This is a genomic window from Paucibacter sp. B2R-40, from assembly GCF_025717555.1.
Taxonomy (GTDB): domain Bacteria; phylum Pseudomonadota; class Gammaproteobacteria; order Burkholderiales; family Burkholderiaceae_C; genus Paucibacter_A.
In genome coordinates, this window is the sequence record NZ_JAJIRP010000011.1 from 60,977 (window position 1) to 76,673 (window position 15,697).

The window sequence follows — 15,697 nt, forward strand, 5'->3', positions numbered from 1 at the left end:
TACTGGTGAACACCGAACAGGATGTTCGATGCCTTTCTAAGTTCATGGTGTGAGCGCCGGGCAATGAACGAGGCGCGCAAACCAAGAACGAAGACCTGAAGAATAGAAACCCCGCGGCCGCATCTCTGTGCGCTGGCCCACGCAGCGAGCAACAAAACTTCGGAAGCCCCTCAAAGCGGTGGCAAAGCAAGTTTGGACGCACCCTCTACCACTGAGGCATTGGCTTGAACCAGCGGTACATGTGCGAAGGCAGCATCGGGCTGCGTGCGTTTGAGACGTCCGACAATGCTGGCCTCCTCGGCCACTGAGAACATATAGGGATACAGCGACCTGGCCTGCAGGCTCAACTCGGGTCGCCCGCCATAGAGCCCAATTTGCCGCTGAATGTCGTCAAAGTCCACACTCATCAGCACTGCGGGCGCATTCACACGCGGATTCAAGCGCTCCAGGCCCAGCACCTTGAAGCCCAGCATGCCTTCGTAAAAGCGCACATGCCGGGGGTTAACCTCGATCAGCAGACTGTCAAAGCCCATCATCCGGTGGGCAAAGATATAGGCCACGTGAAACAGCGAAGCCAATACGCGCTTTGAGCGCACCACGCTGTCAACGGCGAGCTGGGTGAACTCGCACAGCTTGAGCCCGCGCGCACGCAACTCGGCGGTCTCAAGCGCAAAGGGGTCATCCGCACTCAGGCCAGCGGGCGAATCAAAACCTATGGTGATGGTGCCGATCGTGAGCTCCTCTTCGCTGGCCAACAAGGTGATGCGTAGCGGCAGCTCTTTGGCACTCACCGGCGCGGTGTTGTAGCCGCGCCAGGCATACATGCGGTTCACCAAAATGCTGGCCGAGCTGCGCTGCCCGTCCGAGTCGGCGCTGCGGATCTTGAACAGGCGCTGGTTCAAGTTTGATGGCAGCGGCACTGCAGGCTCGAACGCTTGCTGCAGCAGGGATCGCAAAGGCTTGGCAGCCTCGAAGGGCAGGCCAATGATGGTGTCAGCGTTCATGTCTCTCCTTGACTGCCGGCGCAAGCACGCCGCTGTGCGCATTGGGCCCGGGGCGGCCTCATCTGTCGGTGCGACGGCGCACGCTGATGCCCAGACATAGATGGCCATCTGTGCGGTATCCAACAGTCGAAGACCGCATGCCGCATGAAGATGGCGTTGCACTCAGCCGGACGCGCTGTGTCTGAACTGGAGCCTTCATGTCACCTCTTGATGCAAGACCCTCGGCCAAACTGGGGCTGCGCCTGCTGACCGCGCTGGTGATTGGCTCCATGCTGGGCAGTGGCATCTTCGGCCTGCCGCAAAACATGGCCGGCGGTGCCGGTGCGGGTGCCATCCTGATCGGCTGGACCATCAGCGGGCTGGGCATGCTGATGCTGGCCCTGTGCTACCAGATGCTGGCCATGCGCAAGCCCGAACTCGACAACGGCGTCTATGCCTATGCGCGCGAGCTGGGCGGCGACTATGTCGGCTTCAACGCCGCCTGGGGCTATTGGGTCAGCGCCTGGATTGGCAATGTCGGCTATCTGGTCGCTGCCTTCGGGGCGTTGAGCTACTTCTACCCCCTCTTCGGCGAAGGCAACACGCCGGCCGCCATCCTCGGCGCCTCCGGCCTGTTGTGGCTGGTGCACGCCATGGTGCTGCGCGGCATCAAGGGCGCCGCCATGCTCAATGGCGTCGTGACCCTGGCCAAGCTGCTGCCGCTGCTGCTCTTCATTGTGCTGGTGGCCCTGTCGTTTCAGCTCAAGGTCTTCGAGCTCGATTTCTGGGGTGGCCCCGAGCTGGGTTCGGTGCTTGCGCAAGTGAAGAGCACCATGCTGGTGACGGTCTGGGTCTTCATCGGCATCGAGGGTGCCAGCGTCTATTCGGCCCGCGCGGCGCGGCGCGTTGATGTCGGCCGCGCCACCGTGATCGGCTTTCTCGTCACGCTGGCGCTCTTGATGGCGGTGTCACTGCTGTCGCTGGGCCTGCTGACGCAGGCGGAGCTGGCGGGCCTGAAGAATCCGTCCATGGCCGGCGTGCTGGAGCGGGCGGTCGGCTCCTGGGGTGCGGTGCTGATCTATCTGGGGCTGATCGTGTCGGTGGGCGGCGGCTTCCTGGCCTGGACCTTGCTCGCTGCCGAGTCACTGTTCACGCCGGCCAATGCGGGTGTAATGCCCGCCTGGCTGGGGCGGCAAAACAGTGCCGGTGTGCCGGCCAATGCGCTCTGGCTCAGCAGCGCCATGGTGCAGGCCTTTTTGCTGCTGACGCTGTTCTCCAAAGCCTCTTACCTGGCCTTGATCTCGCTGTCGACGGCGATGATTTTGCTGCCCTATTTGTTCAGCGCTTTCTACGGCGCTCTGCTGGTGCGCCGCGATGCCAAGCCCGCCCTGCGCATCGTCACAGCGCTGGCCGTCGCCTACTGCTTGTGGCTGCTCTATGCCGCCGGGCTCAAGTACCTCTTGCTCAGTGCCCTGCTCTATGCGCCCGGTGCGGCGCTGTATTTCTGGGCCAAGCGCGAACGAGGTGAGCCGGCCTTCAAGCGCCATGAAGGGCTGCTGCTGGCTGGCTTGCTGGGCTTGGCGCTGCTTGCCGCATGGATGCTCAGCTCGGGTCGGCTGGGTCTGTAAGTCAATCGTTATTTGAAGGGGTATCTGATGACACCAGGACTGAATTCCGAAGTCGGTCGACTGCGCCAGGTGCTGGTCTGCCGGCCCGGTCTGGCGCAAAAACGCCTGACGCCGGCCAACTGCCACGAGCTGCTGTTCGATGACGTGCTGTGGGTGGCGCGCGCGCAGAGCGACCATGACGCCTTCACCTCGATGATGACCGAGCGCGGCGTCGAAGTGCTGGAGCTGCTTGACCTGCTGAGCGCGACGCTGGGCGACCCGCTCGCTCGCGCCTGGCTGCTGGATCGCAAGCTGGGGCCCAACTTCTACGACCCGGCCGGGGCCGAACAGCTGCGCCCCTGGCTCGAAGCCCTCCCCCCCCTACAGCTGGCCAATTATTTGATCGGCGGCCTGGCCCGCAGCGATCTGCCCTTCGAGCCGGTCGGCCTGCTCGGCGCTTGCAGCGGGCCGGCCGACTTGCTGCTGCCGCCCTTGCCCAATACCTTGTTCACCCGCGACAGCAGTTGCTGGGTCGGCAAGAGCCCCGTGCTGTGCCCGATGTACTGGCCGGCGCGCCGCCAGGAGATGCTGTTGACGGCGGCCGTTTACCGCTTTCACCCCTTGTTCGCGGCCCAGGCCGAGCCGCTCTGGGGCGACCCCGACAGCGATATGGGCTTGGCCACCCTGGAGGGCGGCGATGTGATGCCGCTGGGAAACGGCGTTGTGTTGATCGGCATGGGCGAGCGCACCGCGCCGCAAGCGGTCTGCCAATTGGCCGCACGCCTGTTCGCCAGCGGCGACGCCAGCCATGTGCTGGCCGCCCAGTTGCCCAAATCGCGCGGCGCCATGCATCTGGACACCGTCATCACCTTCTGCGATGTCGATCTGGTGACGGTATTCCCCGAGATGGTGGACGCGATTCGCCTGCACAGCCTGCGACCGGGCAACAAGCCCGGCAGCGTCGATGTGCGCAGCGAGCATGGCGAGAAAGGCCTGTTGGACAGCTTGGCCAAGGCCTTGGGTCTGCCCCGGCTGCGCACGGTCGCTACCGGCGGCGATGCCTATGAGGCCGAGCGCGAGCAATGGGATGACGGCAACAACTTGCTGGCCCTGGCTCCCGGCGTGGTGGTGGCCTATGACCGCAATGTCTTCACCAACACGCGGCTGCGCAAGGCCGGTGTCGAGGTCATCACCATCCCCGGCGGCGAACTTGGGCGCGGGCGCGGCGGCAGCCATTGCATGAGCTGCCCCATCACCCGAGATGAGATTTGAAACCCTAAGGACAGGAACCCCCATGAGCTTCAACCTCCGCAACCGCAGCCTGCTGGACTTGCGCGACTTCCCGCCGCGCGCGATCCGCTTCTTGCTCGACTTGGCCGCCGAGCTCAAACGCGCCAAATATGCCGGCACCGAGCATCCGCGCCTGCAGGGCAAGAATATCGCGCTGATCTTCGAGAAAGCCTCGACCCGCACCCGTTGCGCCTTCGAGGTGGCCGTGCATGACCAAGGCGGCCATGTCACCTATATCGACCCGGTCGGCTCGCAGCTCGGCCACAAAGAATCGCTGAAAGACACCGCCCGCGTGCTCGGCCGCATGTATGACGGCATCGAGTACCGCGGTTTTCACCAAAGCGTGGTCGAGGACATAGCCCGTTACTCGCGCGTGCCGGTCTGGAACGGCTTGACCGACGAGGCCCACCCGACCCAGGTGCTGGCCGACCTCTTGACGATGGAAGAGTTCGGCGAGAAGCCGCTGCATGAGCTGAGCTTTTGCTATCTTGGCGACGCACGCTTCAATATGGGCTGCTCGCTTCTGGTGGGCGGCACGCAAATGGGCATGGATGTGCGCATCGCTGCCCCCCTGGCGCTGCAGCCACCGGCCGAGCTGGTGGAGCAGATGCGTGCGCTGGCCAAGACGACCGGCGCCCGCATCTGCATCACCGAAGACCCGCTTGCCGCCGTGGCCGGCGCGGACTTCGTCTATACCGATGTCTGGGTGTCCATGGGCGAGCCGGCCGAGGTCTGGAAAGCGCGCATTGATCAACTATTGCCCTTCCAGGTCAACGCCGCCTTGATGCAGGCGACAGCCAAGCCGCGCAGTTGCTTTATGCATTGCCTGCCGGCCCTGCACAATCTCGACACCGAGCTGGGGCGCGAGATCCACAAGCTGCATGGTCTGAGCGAGCTGGAAGTAACGGACGAGGTGTTTGAGTCCGAAGCCTCGATCGTTTTCAGCCAGGCCGAAAATCGCCTTCACACCATCAAGGCGGTCCTGGTCGCCACCCTGGCATGAGAGTCCGAAAGCTTTCTACTGCGCAACCGCCATGCGTCGTTGGCCGAATGCTCGGAATCCTCACGTACAGAAAGTACGTTCCGGTTCCTGCGCTTCGTCCGCCTAGCCTGCCGGCCGCTCGCTACAAAAGCTCTCGTCCTCTGGGCCTAATATGAAGATCGTCATCGCCATCGGCGGCAACGCCTTGCTCAAACGCGGCGAAGCGCTGAGTGCCGCCAATCAGCTGGCCAATATCCGGCTCGCCGCGCTGCAACTGGCCCGCGTGGCGGCGCAACACGCCGAGTTGGTGCTGACGCATGGCAACGGCCCGCAGGTCGGCCTGCTGGCCCTGCAAGCCAGCGAATATGCAGCCAGTCATTGCGATCTGCCCGCCTACCCGCTGGATGTGCTGGGCGCGCAGACCGAGGGCATGATTGCTTATTTGCTGGAGCAAGAGTTGAGCAATTTGCTACCGGCCGGACGTCAGGTCAGCAGCCTCTTGAGCCGCGTTGAAGTGGCGGCCGATGACCCCGCGTTTGCACATCCCACCAAACCGATAGGGCCGGTCTACAGCCAGGATCAATTGCAAACCATCGCGGCGGCCAAGGATTGGAAGCTGGCCAAGGACGGTGGCGGCTGGCGCCGTGTGGTTGCTTCGCCCAAACCGCTGCGTGTCTTGGGCTTGCCCTCGATACGCTGCTTGCTCGAGGGCGGTGTGGTGGTGATTGCCTGCGGCGGCGGCGGCATCCCGGTGGCCAAGCAGGCGGGTCGCACGGGCCTGCACGGCATCGAGGCGGTGATAGACAAAGATCTGTGCAGTGCCATGCTGGCCACCGAGTTGGACGCCGACTGCCTGATCATTGCCACCGATGTGGAGAGTGTCTTTCTCGATTGGGGCCTGCCCAGCCAGCGCGCGCTTGGCGAAGTGACGCCGCAGCAACTGGCCCAGCACAACTTTGCCGATGGCAGCATGGGCCCCAAAGTGGCGGCCGCCTGCGCCTTCGTGAACGCGACCGGCCGACGTGCGGTGATAGGACCGCTGGCCAAGATTGAGGCCATGCTGGCCGGCCAGGCCGGCACTCAAATCAAAGTGGCCGCTCAGGCCGGCAGGCAGATCAAGGCAAGCTTGCCCTAAGCGGCGCAAACTCCGGCGCCTCGACCAAGTCTTTCAAGACCTGCTTCAGGGCAAGATTCACCGCCTTGACGCCTCCTGCTGCGTCCTCGCTGGGCGCCGCAACGCGTGCATCGAACTCGCGGCTGGCCAAGACACGGCGCGTCGCGTTGTCGAGCAGACTGGCGCGCAGCGTCAATTGAGCTTGGCTCGGTGACTGCGAAAAATCTTGCTGCAAGCGAATGATCTCGGTGTCGATGCTGAACTCGGCGCTGGCCGCGCTGTTGGCGCCAGTGACGACCCGAAAGCGCCCGCCCGCATCGAAGGCTGCCAGCAAGAGCGGCGCCAACATGCGCGCCGGCGTGTCCGCCCATTCGTGCTTGGCAAAATAGTCCAGGCGGTAAGGCTCACGCAGATAGATGAGGCGCCGGCTGTCGAAACCTGCGGCGGCCAGCGGCGCGTTGATGCGCAGGCTGGCTTGCCCAGGCACAGGCGACGTAGTCGGAACCGCCTGCGGCATCGGCGCCCAAGTCAACAGATGCATGGTCGGCGGTGGCGGCGGCGTGGGCAGCAAGCTGCCGCAGGCGCCCAAGCCCAGCATGACGGCCGTGCAGGTAAGGCGTAAAACTCCTGCAAGCAGATTTGGTTTCATGGTTTTTCGTCTCGCGGCTTGCGGGTGGGTTCAAGTGCTTCGCCGGGGCCGTCGGGCACCGCGCCCTGCCCCAGAATCAATGCGCCGGGGTTGCGCTCGGCCTGCTCGCTCAAGCGCCGCAGTGAGGCGGCCAGCACGGCCATCTCGCCCATCAGCTGCTGCAACTCGGGCAAGGCCACGGCGCTGAACCGCTTGAGATCGCCGCCCACATCGACCACGGTGCGGCCCGCGCTGCTGCTGGCCTGCGCGGTCTCAAGCCCCATGCGCTCAACAGCCAGCGCTGCGTTGTCGATGCGCGCCAGCAGGGGCCCGGCTTGACGCTGCAGTTGCGCCGTCAATGCGGCGCTGTGCTCAAAGGTTTTCGCCGCGCTGACCAGCCCTGCATCTATCGTGCTGCGGCGCTCGGCCAAGGTATGAGTCAGCAAAGCGATATCGGCCAGCGTGGCGCTGAAGGCTTTTTGATTTTGCGGGCTCAGCAGGGCGTTGAGGCTGGCCGAGGTGCTGTCCAGCTTGGCCAGCACCGAGCTCAGCACGTTCTCCAGGCGGGCACTCAGTGAGGGCTTGCTGGGAATCAAGGGGTAGCGCTCAGGCGCCACGGTCTGTAGCGGGGCGGAATTTGCGGCGCCGCCGTCCAGCTCCACATAGGCAATGCCGGTCAGGCCCTGGGTCTTGAGCACCGCCACGGTGTCAACGCGAATCGGCGTGCCCCGGTCGATTGCAAACAGCAGCCGCACCCGCTTGGGGTTCGCAGCGTCGATGCCGATCGCCTGCACCTTGCCGACATCCACGCCCATGTATTTGACCGGCGCGTTCAGGTTCAGGCCAGCCACCGACTCTTCCATCACCGAGAGATAGATGTCTTGCTTGGTTTGCCAAGCGCCGCCCGAGGCCAGCCACAGCACGCCCGCAATCAAGAGCGCGCCGAGCAACAGCACAAAACCGCCCACCAAGGCGTAGTTCACTTTAGTTTCGATGACGTGCTCCCGGTTTGCGCTGGCTGCTGTGCTTGTTGTTGTGCTTGCCTACCACGTGGCCCCTCAAAGAACTGGTGCACGGCCGGCACATCCATGGCCGCCAGCTCGCTCATTGAACCCATGCCCGCCACCTTGCCATCGGCCAGCACCGCGACCCGGTCGGCCACCTGCCAGAGCAGGTCCAGGTCGTGGGTGATCATCACGATCGTCAGGCCAAACAGATCGCGCAGCTTGAGCACCAACTCATCCACACCGGCGGCGCTGACCGGGTCGAGGCCAGCAGTCGGCTCATCCAGGAACAGCAGCTCCGGGTCCAAGGCCAGGGCCCGCGCCAAGGACGCACGCTTGAGCATGCCGCCGCTCAACTCGGTCGGATATTGCGCGCCGACTTCGGGTTTCAAACCCGCCAACTGCAGCTTCCAGGTGGCGATTTCGTCGATCAATGCGTCGTCCAGCTCGGTGTGCTCGCGCAAGGGCAGACCGATGTTTTCCAGCACCGTCAAGCTGCCAAACAGGCCGCCATGTTGGAACATCACGCCCCAGCGCAGGCGCAAGGCCAGGGCGTCCGCGTCGCTGATGCTCCGCAGCGCCACACCCAGCACGCTGACCTCACCGGCATTCGGCTGCTGCAGCAAAATCATCTCGCGCAACAAGGTCGATTTGCCCGAACCGCTGCCGCCGATCAAGGCGAAGATTTCGGCCCGCCGCACGTCCAGGCTGATATCGCTGTGCACGACATGGTCCCCAAAGCTGGTGCTGACGCCGGCCATTTGGACCACCGCATCGCTTGCTGATGCGGCCGCTGATGCCGCCGTCATGCTCATAGATCCAGCGCGCTGAAGGCGACCGAGAACAAGGCGTCGGCGCTGATCACCAAAAATATCGACTGCACGACGCTGCGGGTGGTTTGGCGGCCCACACTGTCGGCCCCTCCTTTGGCGCGAAACCCCTGGAAGCAGCCGACAAGCACAATGACGGCGGCAAACACCGGCGCCTTGCCGAGGCCAATCAGGTAGGACGTTACGCTGACGGCCTTGGAGAAACGCTCGATGAACTCGGTCGGCGTCACGTCCAGCTTGACGCTGGCCATCAGCATGCCGCCCAGCACACCCAGCACATCGGCAAACAAGGTCAACAGCGGCAAGGCAATCACAAGTGCCACCAGCTTGGGCAGCACCAGCAGCTCCAGTGGCAGCAGACCCAAGGTACGCATGGCGTCGATCTCCTCGCTGACCACCATGCTGCCGATCTGCGCCGCATAGGCGGAGCCCGAGCGGCCGGCAATGATGATGGCGGTGATCAGCGGCGCAAACTCACGCAACATCGACAGACCAATCAGATCGGCGACAAAGATATTGGCGCCGTATTGGCGCAATTGGTTGGCACCCTGATAGGCCACGACAACGCCGAGCAAGAAGGACATCAGCCCCACCAGGGCCAGGGCGTCCACCCCGGCCAAGCGCAAATTGAACAGCATCGGGCGCCAGCGAAAGCGCGTAGGTCTTAGCAAGCAGCGCCCCAAGGCCAAGGCGTTCTCGCCGACAAAGCTCAACAAAGCCAGCAACTCAAGCCATGCGGCCGAGCCGCGCTTGACCATTTCGCGGCCCAGCCGCTCCAGCACGCCGGGGCTAGGCTCAGCCGGCTTGGCCACGGACTCGGTCTGCGCGAGTTGTTCAGCCACCACGGTCATCAAAGCCTGCATGGGCTCAGGCAGGCCGAGCAGCCGCGCCGGTTGCCCGGCCGGGCCGAGCCGCAGCAAGAGCTTTTGCAACACATAGGCGCCCGCGCTGTCCAGCGCTTTGAGGCCGCTGACCTCAAGCTCGATTTCACCTTTTTCTTTGCCTTGCTCAGCCCGTGCCGGCTGGGCGTCGGCAAGCAGCTCGGCCACATTGCCCAAGCCGCGCGCAGTCCAACAGCCCGCCAGCGCGAGCCGCTGCGGCGTGACCTGACGCAAGCTCGCGGCGGCGGCGGCCATCTGATGCTTTGTTATTTCATCGGCTGCGCGGGGGGCGCGGGCGGCGCGGGCGGCGCTATCGCTTCGACCGTCACAGCCTCACGCAAGAGGCCACCGCCGGCCACGCTGCCGCTGGCCGGCGCGCGCATCCTGGCAATGCATTCATAGCGTTCCGGTGTCGGCAAGGCCATGCAGCGCTCACGCGCATTGCGCTCGTAGGCGGCCGGGCCATCGTCCAGATCCCCGCGCTTGGCAGCCGCCAAGGCGGCGCCGGCCTCGCGCTGGCAATTCGCCAGGCTTTGCGTGGCCGGCCCGCTCTTGCAATGCGCCAACTCTTGTTGATAGCGCAGCTGGGCGTCGGCCGTCTGCGCTGAAGCAGACAAACTCAAGAACACAGCAGACAAGAAGAGCGTAAAGCGCGGAAGTTGAAGAAACTTGTTCATGGGGAAGTCCTTGGCTTGCGGGTTGAAACTGGGGGCGCTGGCTCGGCATGTGCCTGGGTCTGGGTCTGGGTCTGGGACGCTTGTGCACTCAAACTCGCGGCTTCGTTCAAGGCCAGCAAACAGCTCTCCTGAACCCGTCCGCCGAGCAACGCCATGCATTGGCGCGCTTGGCCGGCCTGCGTGACCTTGATGGCGCGGCGCAGCTGCCCTTGATCGACCGAAGCTTGCAACACCGTCTGCAGCGCCACCAACAGGGCAATACACAGCAGCGCCGCCAAGCCTGACCACCAGACGGCCGCATGCGCCGCCAGACCAAAACCTGCCTCGCCATCGCGATACTCCGCCCAAGCGCCCAACGCTTGGGCACTCATGACAACTCCACCGACTCGCCGCCTTCCGGCAAGGCATCCGGCCAGAAACTTGCCAGCAAGGCGGGGCAGGCGGATTCGAAGCCGATCGCGCCGAGCCCATCGACATGAAACTCCGCCATGCCGCCAGCGCCCATTCCATTGCCTCGGCCACGCTGCGGGCGCTCGCCCGCAGGCCCTTGGCCCAATGCGTTCATTTCATGCGTCATGGCTGACCTCGGAGCTGGCCCGCTGGCAGCGGGCATTTGATGGCTCCATCTTCAGCGCGGCTCACCCCGGCTGCCATCGGCGAATGGCGGGCCTGCTTGTAGGACGAGCCCGACAGGCGCGCTCGTCCAGCGTCAGGACTTGGGTTTGACGGTCAGCTGGTTATCCACCGCTTGCACGCCTTTGACGCCCGACGCGATTTCGCGCGCCCGGCCCACCGCTACCGCGTCGGCCGCCGTGCCGCGCAAGACCACCCGCCCTTGGGTCGAGTCGACATTGATGCTGGAAGCCGTCAGCGCGGTGTCCCCCGCCAATCTGGCCTTGACCAAGGTGACGATGCCGGCGTCACTGAGATCGGCACCCATTTTTTCGCGCATTTCCAGGGAAGCTTGCTTGACGTCTTGCACGGCGGCGCTGGTGGCTGAGGCAGCTTCAGCGGAGCCGCGCTGTACATCGGCCTTCATGGCCTCGGACTGCTGCTCCACCCGGGCAATGCCGTCGTCGAGCTTCTTGCCGGGTGTGCGCGCGTCATCACCCTCTTTGCTGCAAGCGGCCAAGCTCAATGCGATGATGGCAGCGGCCAAGGCGCGCATGACCTGGGGGGAAGGGTTTTTAGCGATCTTCATGGATTTCCTCGTTTGAACGACACCCTGCCAGCCTAGCCGGCACGGTGGCCCGAAGATGTGAGCCGGGGCCGCAAGTTCTTGTCGGACAGCGCCGACAAAGTGCCGGCTATGTACGCTGGCGTACAGATGCCGCCACGAATGTGCGTTATGGTCAAGGTTCATTTCCAAACATCAGACCAGTTAGCTGGATGACAGACATAGCGTCAAGCTTGCATGACACCTTCAGTGACCCGACCAAACCATGACCAGCCCAGAGAGTGATCAAACCGTGGCTTTCCTGGCCCAGCACTTGGATGCCGGCGCCAGCTCGGCGCAAATTGCCAAGCTGGTCTGCCGGGTTTGCCGAGAGATTGAGTTCGCCTTGGTGCCCATCGTGGGCCAGCGCGGCGTAGCCGCCTTGTTCGCTCGCAGCCTGCAGCTCAGTGCCAAGAGCCATCACTGGCTGAAGGATGCCAAAGTAGGTGCAGACAGCGACAGCGGCATCTGTGGCGGAGAAAACCCTGCAACTTCATCTGTCACCCCGGCAGCCTTGTGCACCATGATAGAGCGCCAAACCCGGCCAGAGGCAGCGGCCGGTGCCTGCTTGTTTTTGCAAACTTTTTGTGAGTTGTTGGCCAAGTTGGTGGGGCGCGCGCTCACCGAACGCTTGCTTCGCACCCCTTGGATTACTTTTTTAAGCGGCGCAGCCGCGCAGGACAACACGCAATGAGCAGCAAAGTAGCCATCCAACGTTTGCCCACCGGGGTGCCGGGCTTGGACCAAGTGCTAGGCGGCGGCTTGCCTGAGTTCTCCTTCAATCTGATCGCCGGCCAGCCCGGTTGCGGCAAGACGACCTTGGCGCACCAGATCATGTTCTCGCTCGCCACGCCGCAGCGCCCGGCGATCTACTTCACCGTGCTGGGCGAGCCGCCGATGAAGATGCTGCGCTACCAGCAGCAATTCGAATTCTTTGACAGCGAGCAGATCAACGATGCGGTGCGCTTCATCAACCTGTCCGAAGACGCGGCCAACGGCGATCTCGACCGTGTGTTGGCGCGCATCGGCGAGGCGGTGACGACCTATGAGCCAAGCTTGGTGTTTGTGGACTCATTCCGCTCGGTAATGATCGCCAGCGAAACCAACGGCAACCCGCAAAGCCCGACCCACAGACTGCAGCAATTCGTGCAACAACTCGGCATGATGATGACGAGCTGGCAGGCCACCACCTTCTTGATCGGCGAGTACTTCATCGAGACCGATGCCAATCCGGTCTTTACCGTCGCTGACGGCCTGATCTGGATGCGCCAAAGCGTGCAGCGCAATTCCATGGTGCGCAAGATCGAGATCTTGAAGATGCGCGGCCAACCTACGCTGCCGGGCTTGCACACCTTCAGAATCAGCAGCGCCGGCATCAATATCTTCGCCCCGGTCGGCCAGCCGAGCATTGCCGCAGATGCGGTCAAAACTGCCCATGCGCCAGCCACCGACACCCGCCTGCTGCTGGGCGTGCCCAAGCTCGACGAGATGCTGGGCGGCGGCTTGCCGCGCGGCTACTCGCTGCTGGTGGCCGGGCCCTCGGGCTCGGGCAAGAGCATTCTGGCGGCGGCCTTCCTGGCCGAGGGCGCGCGCTGCGGCGAAACTGGCGTGCTGGCGGCCTTCGAGCAGCGCCCCAGCCAGGCGCAGAACCGCATCATTGCCGATCTGGTGGCCAGCGGCAAAGTCGGCCTGGTCGACAGCCGGGCGCCGGATCTCTCGATCGACGAGGTGATCGGCCTGCTGCTGAGTGAGGTGACCAGACTCGGCGCGACCCGGGTCGTGATCGATTCACTGTCCGGCTTCGAGCTGGCGATCGCGCCGACCTTCCGTGACGATTTCCGCGAGTCCTTGGCGCGCCTGGTGCGTGCAATGGCGAACGCGGGTGTGACGATTCTGATGACTTCCGAGCTGGAAGACCGCTACACCGATCTGCGCTTCAGCCCCTACGGCACGGCTTTCTTGACCGACGCCATCATCGTGCAGCGCTATATCGAAATCGACAGCCGCTTGCGCCGCATGATGGCGGTCGTGAAGCTACGGGCCAGCGCACATTCGGACGAGTTGCGCGAGTTTCACATCGACGACCACGGCCTGCAAATTGGCGCCACCTTGGCCGACCAGGAAGGTCTGCTGGGCGGCCGGCCCCGCCACAAAGCTGACTGAGCCACGGCGCCATGGACGAGCTGCCAACTCCCCTGACGCCCACTGTGGCCAGCGCCGAGCAGGAACTGGCCCAGATCACCCAGCGCGTCGAAGCGATGCGGGCCGTGTTGGTGCGGCTGCTGCAAGACGTGGTGCGGGCGGAGAGTTTTCTCGAACACAGCCAAAGCGTGCAACTGCTGGAGGCTAACGAACAATTGGTGCTGACCACGCTGGATGCGCAGATCGACAGCGAATCGGCGCTGCAAGCGCTTGACGCTGCCGCCCGCACCAGCGGCCTGGACCCCTTGACGCAATTGGCCAACCGGGCCTTGGCCTTCGACCGCCTGGAGCAGGCGATTGCGCACGCCAAAAGGCAGGGCACGCAACTGGCCCTGCTGTTCGTGGACCTCGATAAATTCAAGCAGATCAACGATTCGGCAGGCCATGCCATCGGCGATCAGGTCTTGCAGCAAGTAGCTTCTTGCCTGCTGTCGGCGGTGCGAGAGTCGGACACGGTCAGCCGGCATGGGGGCGATGAATTCCTGATCTTGCTGGATGATCTGGTGCAAATCGACGACGCCCTGGCCATCGCCGAGAAGCTCAAGGAAGCGCTGCGGGTGGCCCGCGCCAGCAATGTCGATTGGGCCGATTTGAGCGCCAGCATTGGCATCAGCGTCTACCCCCGCGACGCCGACTCAGCCGACGCCTTGATCGCTTGCGCCGACCAGGCCATGTATATGGCCAAGCGCCAAGGGCCGGGTGGGATCTCCTTTTTTGTCGAAGACGCCGACCCGCTTGAGCTCTCGCCTGCAACTGCATCGAGCAAGTCGGCGGCGCCGGCGCCCTCATTGCCGGCGCTGCAACGCCAGTCGGCCGAGTTGGCGCAACTGCTGGCCAAGCAAGAGCAAAAGCATCTGCTCTTGCAAGAAGCGAATGAACAGCTGGTACTCGCGACGCTCAGTGCGCTGGACTTGCAGACCGCAGCGGCCGCTGCACAACAACGCCAGCGTGAGTTCATGGCCGGCGTGGCGGCCGAGCTGAACAACCCGCTGTCACCGATCCGGATTGCCATGGCCGCGCTGGGCCGGCCGCCCGACGCGGCCCCGCTGCTGCCCCATGCGCAGGACATGATGGCGCAGCAGGCCGCGCAGATTCGCGGCTTTGTCAGCGACTTGCTCCATCCTGCGGATGCCGAAGAGCGAGGCAAGGCCAAACTGCTGCTGATGCTGCGGCCGCTGGATCTGTCGGCCCTGCTCGAACATTGCGCTCAGTTATGCCGACCGCTGCTGGATCAGCGCAGCCAACAATTGCTGCGCGAACAGCCGCCCGAGGCGTTGCGCGTACAAGGTGACGCGATGCGCCTGACCCAGGTCTTCAGCAATTTGCTCAGCAACGCCAGCCGCTACTCCCATGAGGGCAGCAGCATTCAAATGGACTTGCAGCGCTCGGACACGCATGCCCTCATCGGCATCAGCGACACCGGCATCGGTATCAGTGCACAGGCGCTGGAAACGATTTTCGAGCCCTTCGGACGCGAGTTCCACGCGGTGGGTGCGCATGGCAGCGGCCTGGGGCTGGGCCTGACGGTGGTGCGAGAGATCGTCGAAGCGCATGGCGGCACGGTGCGGGCCAGCAGCGCCGGCATTGGGCAAGGCAGCCAGTTCTGGGTCACCCTGCCGCTGACTGCTTGAACTGCAAGGCGCCGCCGGGCGCCTTGCCCTGGTTTCGCTGTCCTGCTACTTCTCCTTCTTCTTGTCCTTCTCGATCTCGTGGCCGATGACGCCGCCGACGACGGCGCCGCCGACCGTGGCCGCAGCGCTGCCGCCGGTCAGCACCGCGCCGCCTGCCGCGCCTATGCCGGCGCCGATCACCATGCTCTTGTCATGCTCGGACATGCCGGCGCAAGCGCTCAGAGTGAGCATCAGCGCAGCGCTGATGCAAAGACTTGAAAACCGCTGCATTGAAATCATGGGGAGACCTCTTGACGTGTTGGAAAAGCTCAGCGTATTGCGCCGGGCCGGCGCCGTCTGTATGCCAGCGCACGGACGCTTTCGCTTTCGCCATTTAGCCTGTCAAGCTTCGAGTCTGCGGACTGATCAATGAAGGAAAAATAGCCATGAATGCAATCAAACTCGGTGCCCTGGCGCTTATCTTGGGCGGCCTGCTGGGCCTGGGCTATGGCGGCTTCACCTACACCGAACGCAGCCAAGCGGTCAAACTTGGGCCGATCGCGCTGACGGTGGACGAAACCCATGCGGTCAATGTGCCGGTTTGGGCCGGGCTGGGCGCGGTCCTGCTGGGCGGCTTCTTGCTGGTGTTTGGCGGCAAACGCTGATACCTGCA

Annotated in this window: 18 protein-coding genes; 8 read left to right on the forward strand and 10 right to left on the reverse strand. The window is 64.0% G+C overall.

Features of this window, described 5'->3' with window-relative positions:
- Positions 1-170 precede the first annotated feature (170 nt).
- Positions 171-1,004: an N-acyl amino acid synthase FeeM domain-containing protein gene (locus LNV09_RS20190; RefSeq protein ID WP_263558875.1), complete on the reverse strand. Its 834-nt coding sequence runs from the start codon at positions 1,002-1,004 to the stop codon at positions 171-173.
- A 197-nt stretch (positions 1,005-1,201) separates the two neighbouring features.
- Between LNV09_RS20190 and LNV09_RS20195 the strand changes: the two genes are divergently transcribed.
- The 4 genes from LNV09_RS20195 to arcC all read left to right on the forward strand — a co-directional run bounded on the left by LNV09_RS20195 (position 1,202) and on the right by arcC (position 5,997).
- Entirely contained in the window at positions 1,202-2,611 is a 1,410-nt protein-coding gene (locus LNV09_RS20195; protein WP_263558876.1) for a basic amino acid/polyamine antiporter, read from the forward strand.
- A gap of 27 nt (positions 2,612-2,638) precedes the next feature.
- Complete coding sequence (locus LNV09_RS20200) at positions 2,639-3,862, forward strand: arginine deiminase (protein WP_263558877.1); 1,224 nt, start codon at positions 2,639-2,641, stop codon at positions 3,860-3,862.
- A gap of 22 nt (positions 3,863-3,884) precedes the next feature.
- Positions 3,885-4,883, forward strand: a complete 999-nt coding sequence (argF, locus tag LNV09_RS20205) for an ornithine carbamoyltransferase (RefSeq protein WP_263558878.1) — start codon at positions 3,885-3,887, stop codon at positions 4,881-4,883.
- Positions 4,884-5,034: 151 nt separating this feature from the next.
- Positions 5,035-5,997, forward strand: coding sequence for a carbamate kinase (gene arcC / locus LNV09_RS20210; protein ID WP_263558879.1), 963 nt, complete (start codon positions 5,035-5,037; stop codon positions 5,995-5,997).
- Here arcC and LNV09_RS20215 read toward each other — a convergent pair.
- The 8 genes from LNV09_RS20215 to LNV09_RS20250 all read right to left on the reverse strand — a co-directional run bounded on the left by LNV09_RS20215 (position 5,978) and on the right by LNV09_RS20250 (position 11,197).
- On the reverse strand, positions 5,978-6,625 hold the full coding sequence (locus LNV09_RS20215) for an ABC-type transport auxiliary lipoprotein family protein (RefSeq protein ID WP_263558880.1): 648 nt from the start codon (positions 6,623-6,625) through the stop codon (positions 5,978-5,980). The genes arcC and LNV09_RS20215 overlap by 20 nt on opposite strands.
- Complete coding sequence (locus LNV09_RS20220) at positions 6,622-7,587, reverse strand: MlaD family protein (protein ID WP_263558881.1); 966 nt, start codon at positions 7,585-7,587, stop codon at positions 6,622-6,624. Before LNV09_RS20220 ends, LNV09_RS20215 begins: the two co-directional genes overlap by 4 nt.
- On the reverse strand, positions 7,584-8,417 hold the full coding sequence (locus LNV09_RS20225; protein ID WP_263558882.1) for an ABC transporter ATP-binding protein: 834 nt from the start codon (positions 8,415-8,417) through the stop codon (positions 7,584-7,586). The genes LNV09_RS20220 and LNV09_RS20225 overlap by 4 nt, the downstream gene beginning before the upstream one ends.
- A gap of 2 nt (positions 8,418-8,419) precedes the next feature.
- On the reverse strand, positions 8,420-9,574 hold the full coding sequence (locus LNV09_RS20230; protein WP_263558883.1) for an ABC transporter permease: 1,155 nt from the start codon (positions 9,572-9,574) through the stop codon (positions 8,420-8,422).
- Positions 9,575-9,585: 11 nt separating this feature from the next.
- Positions 9,586-9,996: a hypothetical protein gene (locus tag LNV09_RS20235; protein ID WP_263558884.1), complete on the reverse strand. Its 411-nt coding sequence runs from the start codon at positions 9,994-9,996 to the stop codon at positions 9,586-9,588.
- Positions 9,993-10,367 carry a hypothetical protein gene (locus LNV09_RS20240; RefSeq protein WP_263558885.1) on the reverse strand — a complete coding sequence of 125 codons (375 nt, stop codon included), beginning with the start codon at positions 10,365-10,367 and terminating at the stop codon, positions 9,993-9,995. The genes LNV09_RS20235 and LNV09_RS20240 overlap by 4 nt, the downstream gene beginning before the upstream one ends.
- Complete coding sequence (locus tag LNV09_RS20245) at positions 10,364-10,573, reverse strand: hypothetical protein (protein ID WP_263558886.1); 210 nt, start codon at positions 10,571-10,573, stop codon at positions 10,364-10,366. Before LNV09_RS20245 ends, LNV09_RS20240 begins: the two co-directional genes overlap by 4 nt.
- 132 nt (positions 10,574-10,705) lie before the next feature.
- Complete coding sequence (locus LNV09_RS20250) at positions 10,706-11,197, reverse strand: BON domain-containing protein (RefSeq protein ID WP_263558887.1); 492 nt, start codon at positions 11,195-11,197, stop codon at positions 10,706-10,708.
- 241 nt (positions 11,198-11,438) lie between these two features.
- Between LNV09_RS20250 and LNV09_RS20255 the strand changes: the two genes are divergently transcribed.
- Genes LNV09_RS20255 through LNV09_RS20265 form a run of 3 tightly spaced genes read left to right on the forward strand, consistent with a single transcriptional unit; the run spans position 11,439 to position 15,045 of the window.
- Positions 11,439-11,906 carry a hypothetical protein gene (locus LNV09_RS20255; protein ID WP_263558888.1) on the forward strand — a complete coding sequence of 156 codons (468 nt, stop codon included), beginning with the start codon at positions 11,439-11,441 and terminating at the stop codon, positions 11,904-11,906.
- Entirely contained in the window at positions 11,903-13,375 is a 1,473-nt protein-coding gene (locus LNV09_RS20260; protein WP_263558889.1) for an ATPase domain-containing protein, read from the forward strand. The genes LNV09_RS20255 and LNV09_RS20260 overlap by 4 nt, the downstream gene beginning before the upstream one ends.
- Positions 13,376-13,386: 11 nt before the next feature.
- Positions 13,387-15,045 (forward strand): diguanylate cyclase domain-containing protein, encoded by a 1,659-nt coding sequence (locus LNV09_RS20265; protein WP_263558890.1) that lies wholly within the window; start codon positions 13,387-13,389, stop codon positions 15,043-15,045.
- A gap of 45 nt (positions 15,046-15,090) precedes the next feature.
- Here LNV09_RS20265 and LNV09_RS20270 read toward each other — a convergent pair whose 3' ends face one another.
- Complete coding sequence (locus LNV09_RS20270) at positions 15,091-15,324, reverse strand: YMGG-like glycine zipper-containing protein (RefSeq protein WP_263558891.1); 234 nt, start codon at positions 15,322-15,324, stop codon at positions 15,091-15,093.
- A gap of 146 nt (positions 15,325-15,470) precedes the next feature.
- Here LNV09_RS20270 and LNV09_RS20275 point away from each other — a divergent pair, with 146 nt between their 5' ends.
- On the forward strand, positions 15,471-15,689 hold the full coding sequence (locus tag LNV09_RS20275) for a hypothetical protein (protein ID WP_263558892.1): 219 nt from the start codon (positions 15,471-15,473) through the stop codon (positions 15,687-15,689).
- Positions 15,690-15,697: the final 8 nt, after the last annotated feature.

Excerpts from the sequence above, each read along its gene's own strand:
- LNV09_RS20260 (WP_263558889.1), top strand. The coding sequence starts at position 11,903 with ATGAGCAGCAAAGTAGCCATCCAACGTTTGCCCACCGGGGTGCCGGGC.
- argF (WP_263558878.1), top strand. The coding sequence starts at position 3,885 with ATGAGCTTCAACCTCCGCAACCGCAGCCTGCTGGACTTGCGCGACTTC.
- arcC (WP_263558879.1), top strand. The coding sequence starts at position 5,035 with ATGAAGATCGTCATCGCCATCGGCGGCAACGCCTTGCTCAAACGCGGC.
- LNV09_RS20235 (WP_263558884.1), bottom strand. The coding sequence starts at position 9,996 with ATGAACAAGTTTCTTCAACTTCCGCGCTTTACGCTCTTCTTGTCTGCT.
- LNV09_RS20190 (WP_263558875.1), bottom strand. The coding sequence starts at position 1,004 with ATGAACGCTGACACCATCATTGGCCTGCCCTTCGAGGCTGCCAAGCCT.
- LNV09_RS20265 (WP_263558890.1), top strand. The coding sequence starts at position 13,387 with ATGGACGAGCTGCCAACTCCCCTGACGCCCACTGTGGCCAGCGCCGAG.
- LNV09_RS20250 (WP_263558887.1), bottom strand. The coding sequence starts at position 11,197 with ATGAAGATCGCTAAAAACCCTTCCCCCCAGGTCATGCGCGCCTTGGCC.
- LNV09_RS20225 (WP_263558882.1), bottom strand. The coding sequence starts at position 8,417 with ATGACGGCGGCATCAGCGGCCGCATCAGCAAGCGATGCGGTGGTCCAA.
- LNV09_RS20240 (WP_263558885.1), bottom strand. The coding sequence starts at position 10,367 with ATGAGTGCCCAAGCGTTGGGCGCTTGGGCGGAGTATCGCGATGGCGAG.
- LNV09_RS20245 (WP_263558886.1), bottom strand. The coding sequence starts at position 10,573 with ATGACGCATGAAATGAACGCATTGGGCCAAGGGCCTGCGGGCGAGCGC.
- LNV09_RS20200 (WP_263558877.1), top strand. The coding sequence starts at position 2,639 with ATGACACCAGGACTGAATTCCGAAGTCGGTCGACTGCGCCAGGTGCTG.
- LNV09_RS20230 (WP_263558883.1), bottom strand. The coding sequence starts at position 9,574 with ATGGCCGCCGCCGCCGCGAGCTTGCGTCAGGTCACGCCGCAGCGGCTC.
- LNV09_RS20195 (WP_263558876.1), top strand. The coding sequence starts at position 1,202 with ATGTCACCTCTTGATGCAAGACCCTCGGCCAAACTGGGGCTGCGCCTG.
- LNV09_RS20275 (WP_263558892.1), top strand. The coding sequence starts at position 15,471 with ATGAATGCAATCAAACTCGGTGCCCTGGCGCTTATCTTGGGCGGCCTG.
- LNV09_RS20255 (WP_263558888.1), top strand. The coding sequence starts at position 11,439 with ATGACCAGCCCAGAGAGTGATCAAACCGTGGCTTTCCTGGCCCAGCAC.
- LNV09_RS20215 (WP_263558880.1), bottom strand. The coding sequence starts at position 6,625 with ATGAAACCAAATCTGCTTGCAGGAGTTTTACGCCTTACCTGCACGGCC.
- LNV09_RS20270 (WP_263558891.1), bottom strand. The coding sequence starts at position 15,324 with ATGATTTCAATGCAGCGGTTTTCAAGTCTTTGCATCAGCGCTGCGCTG.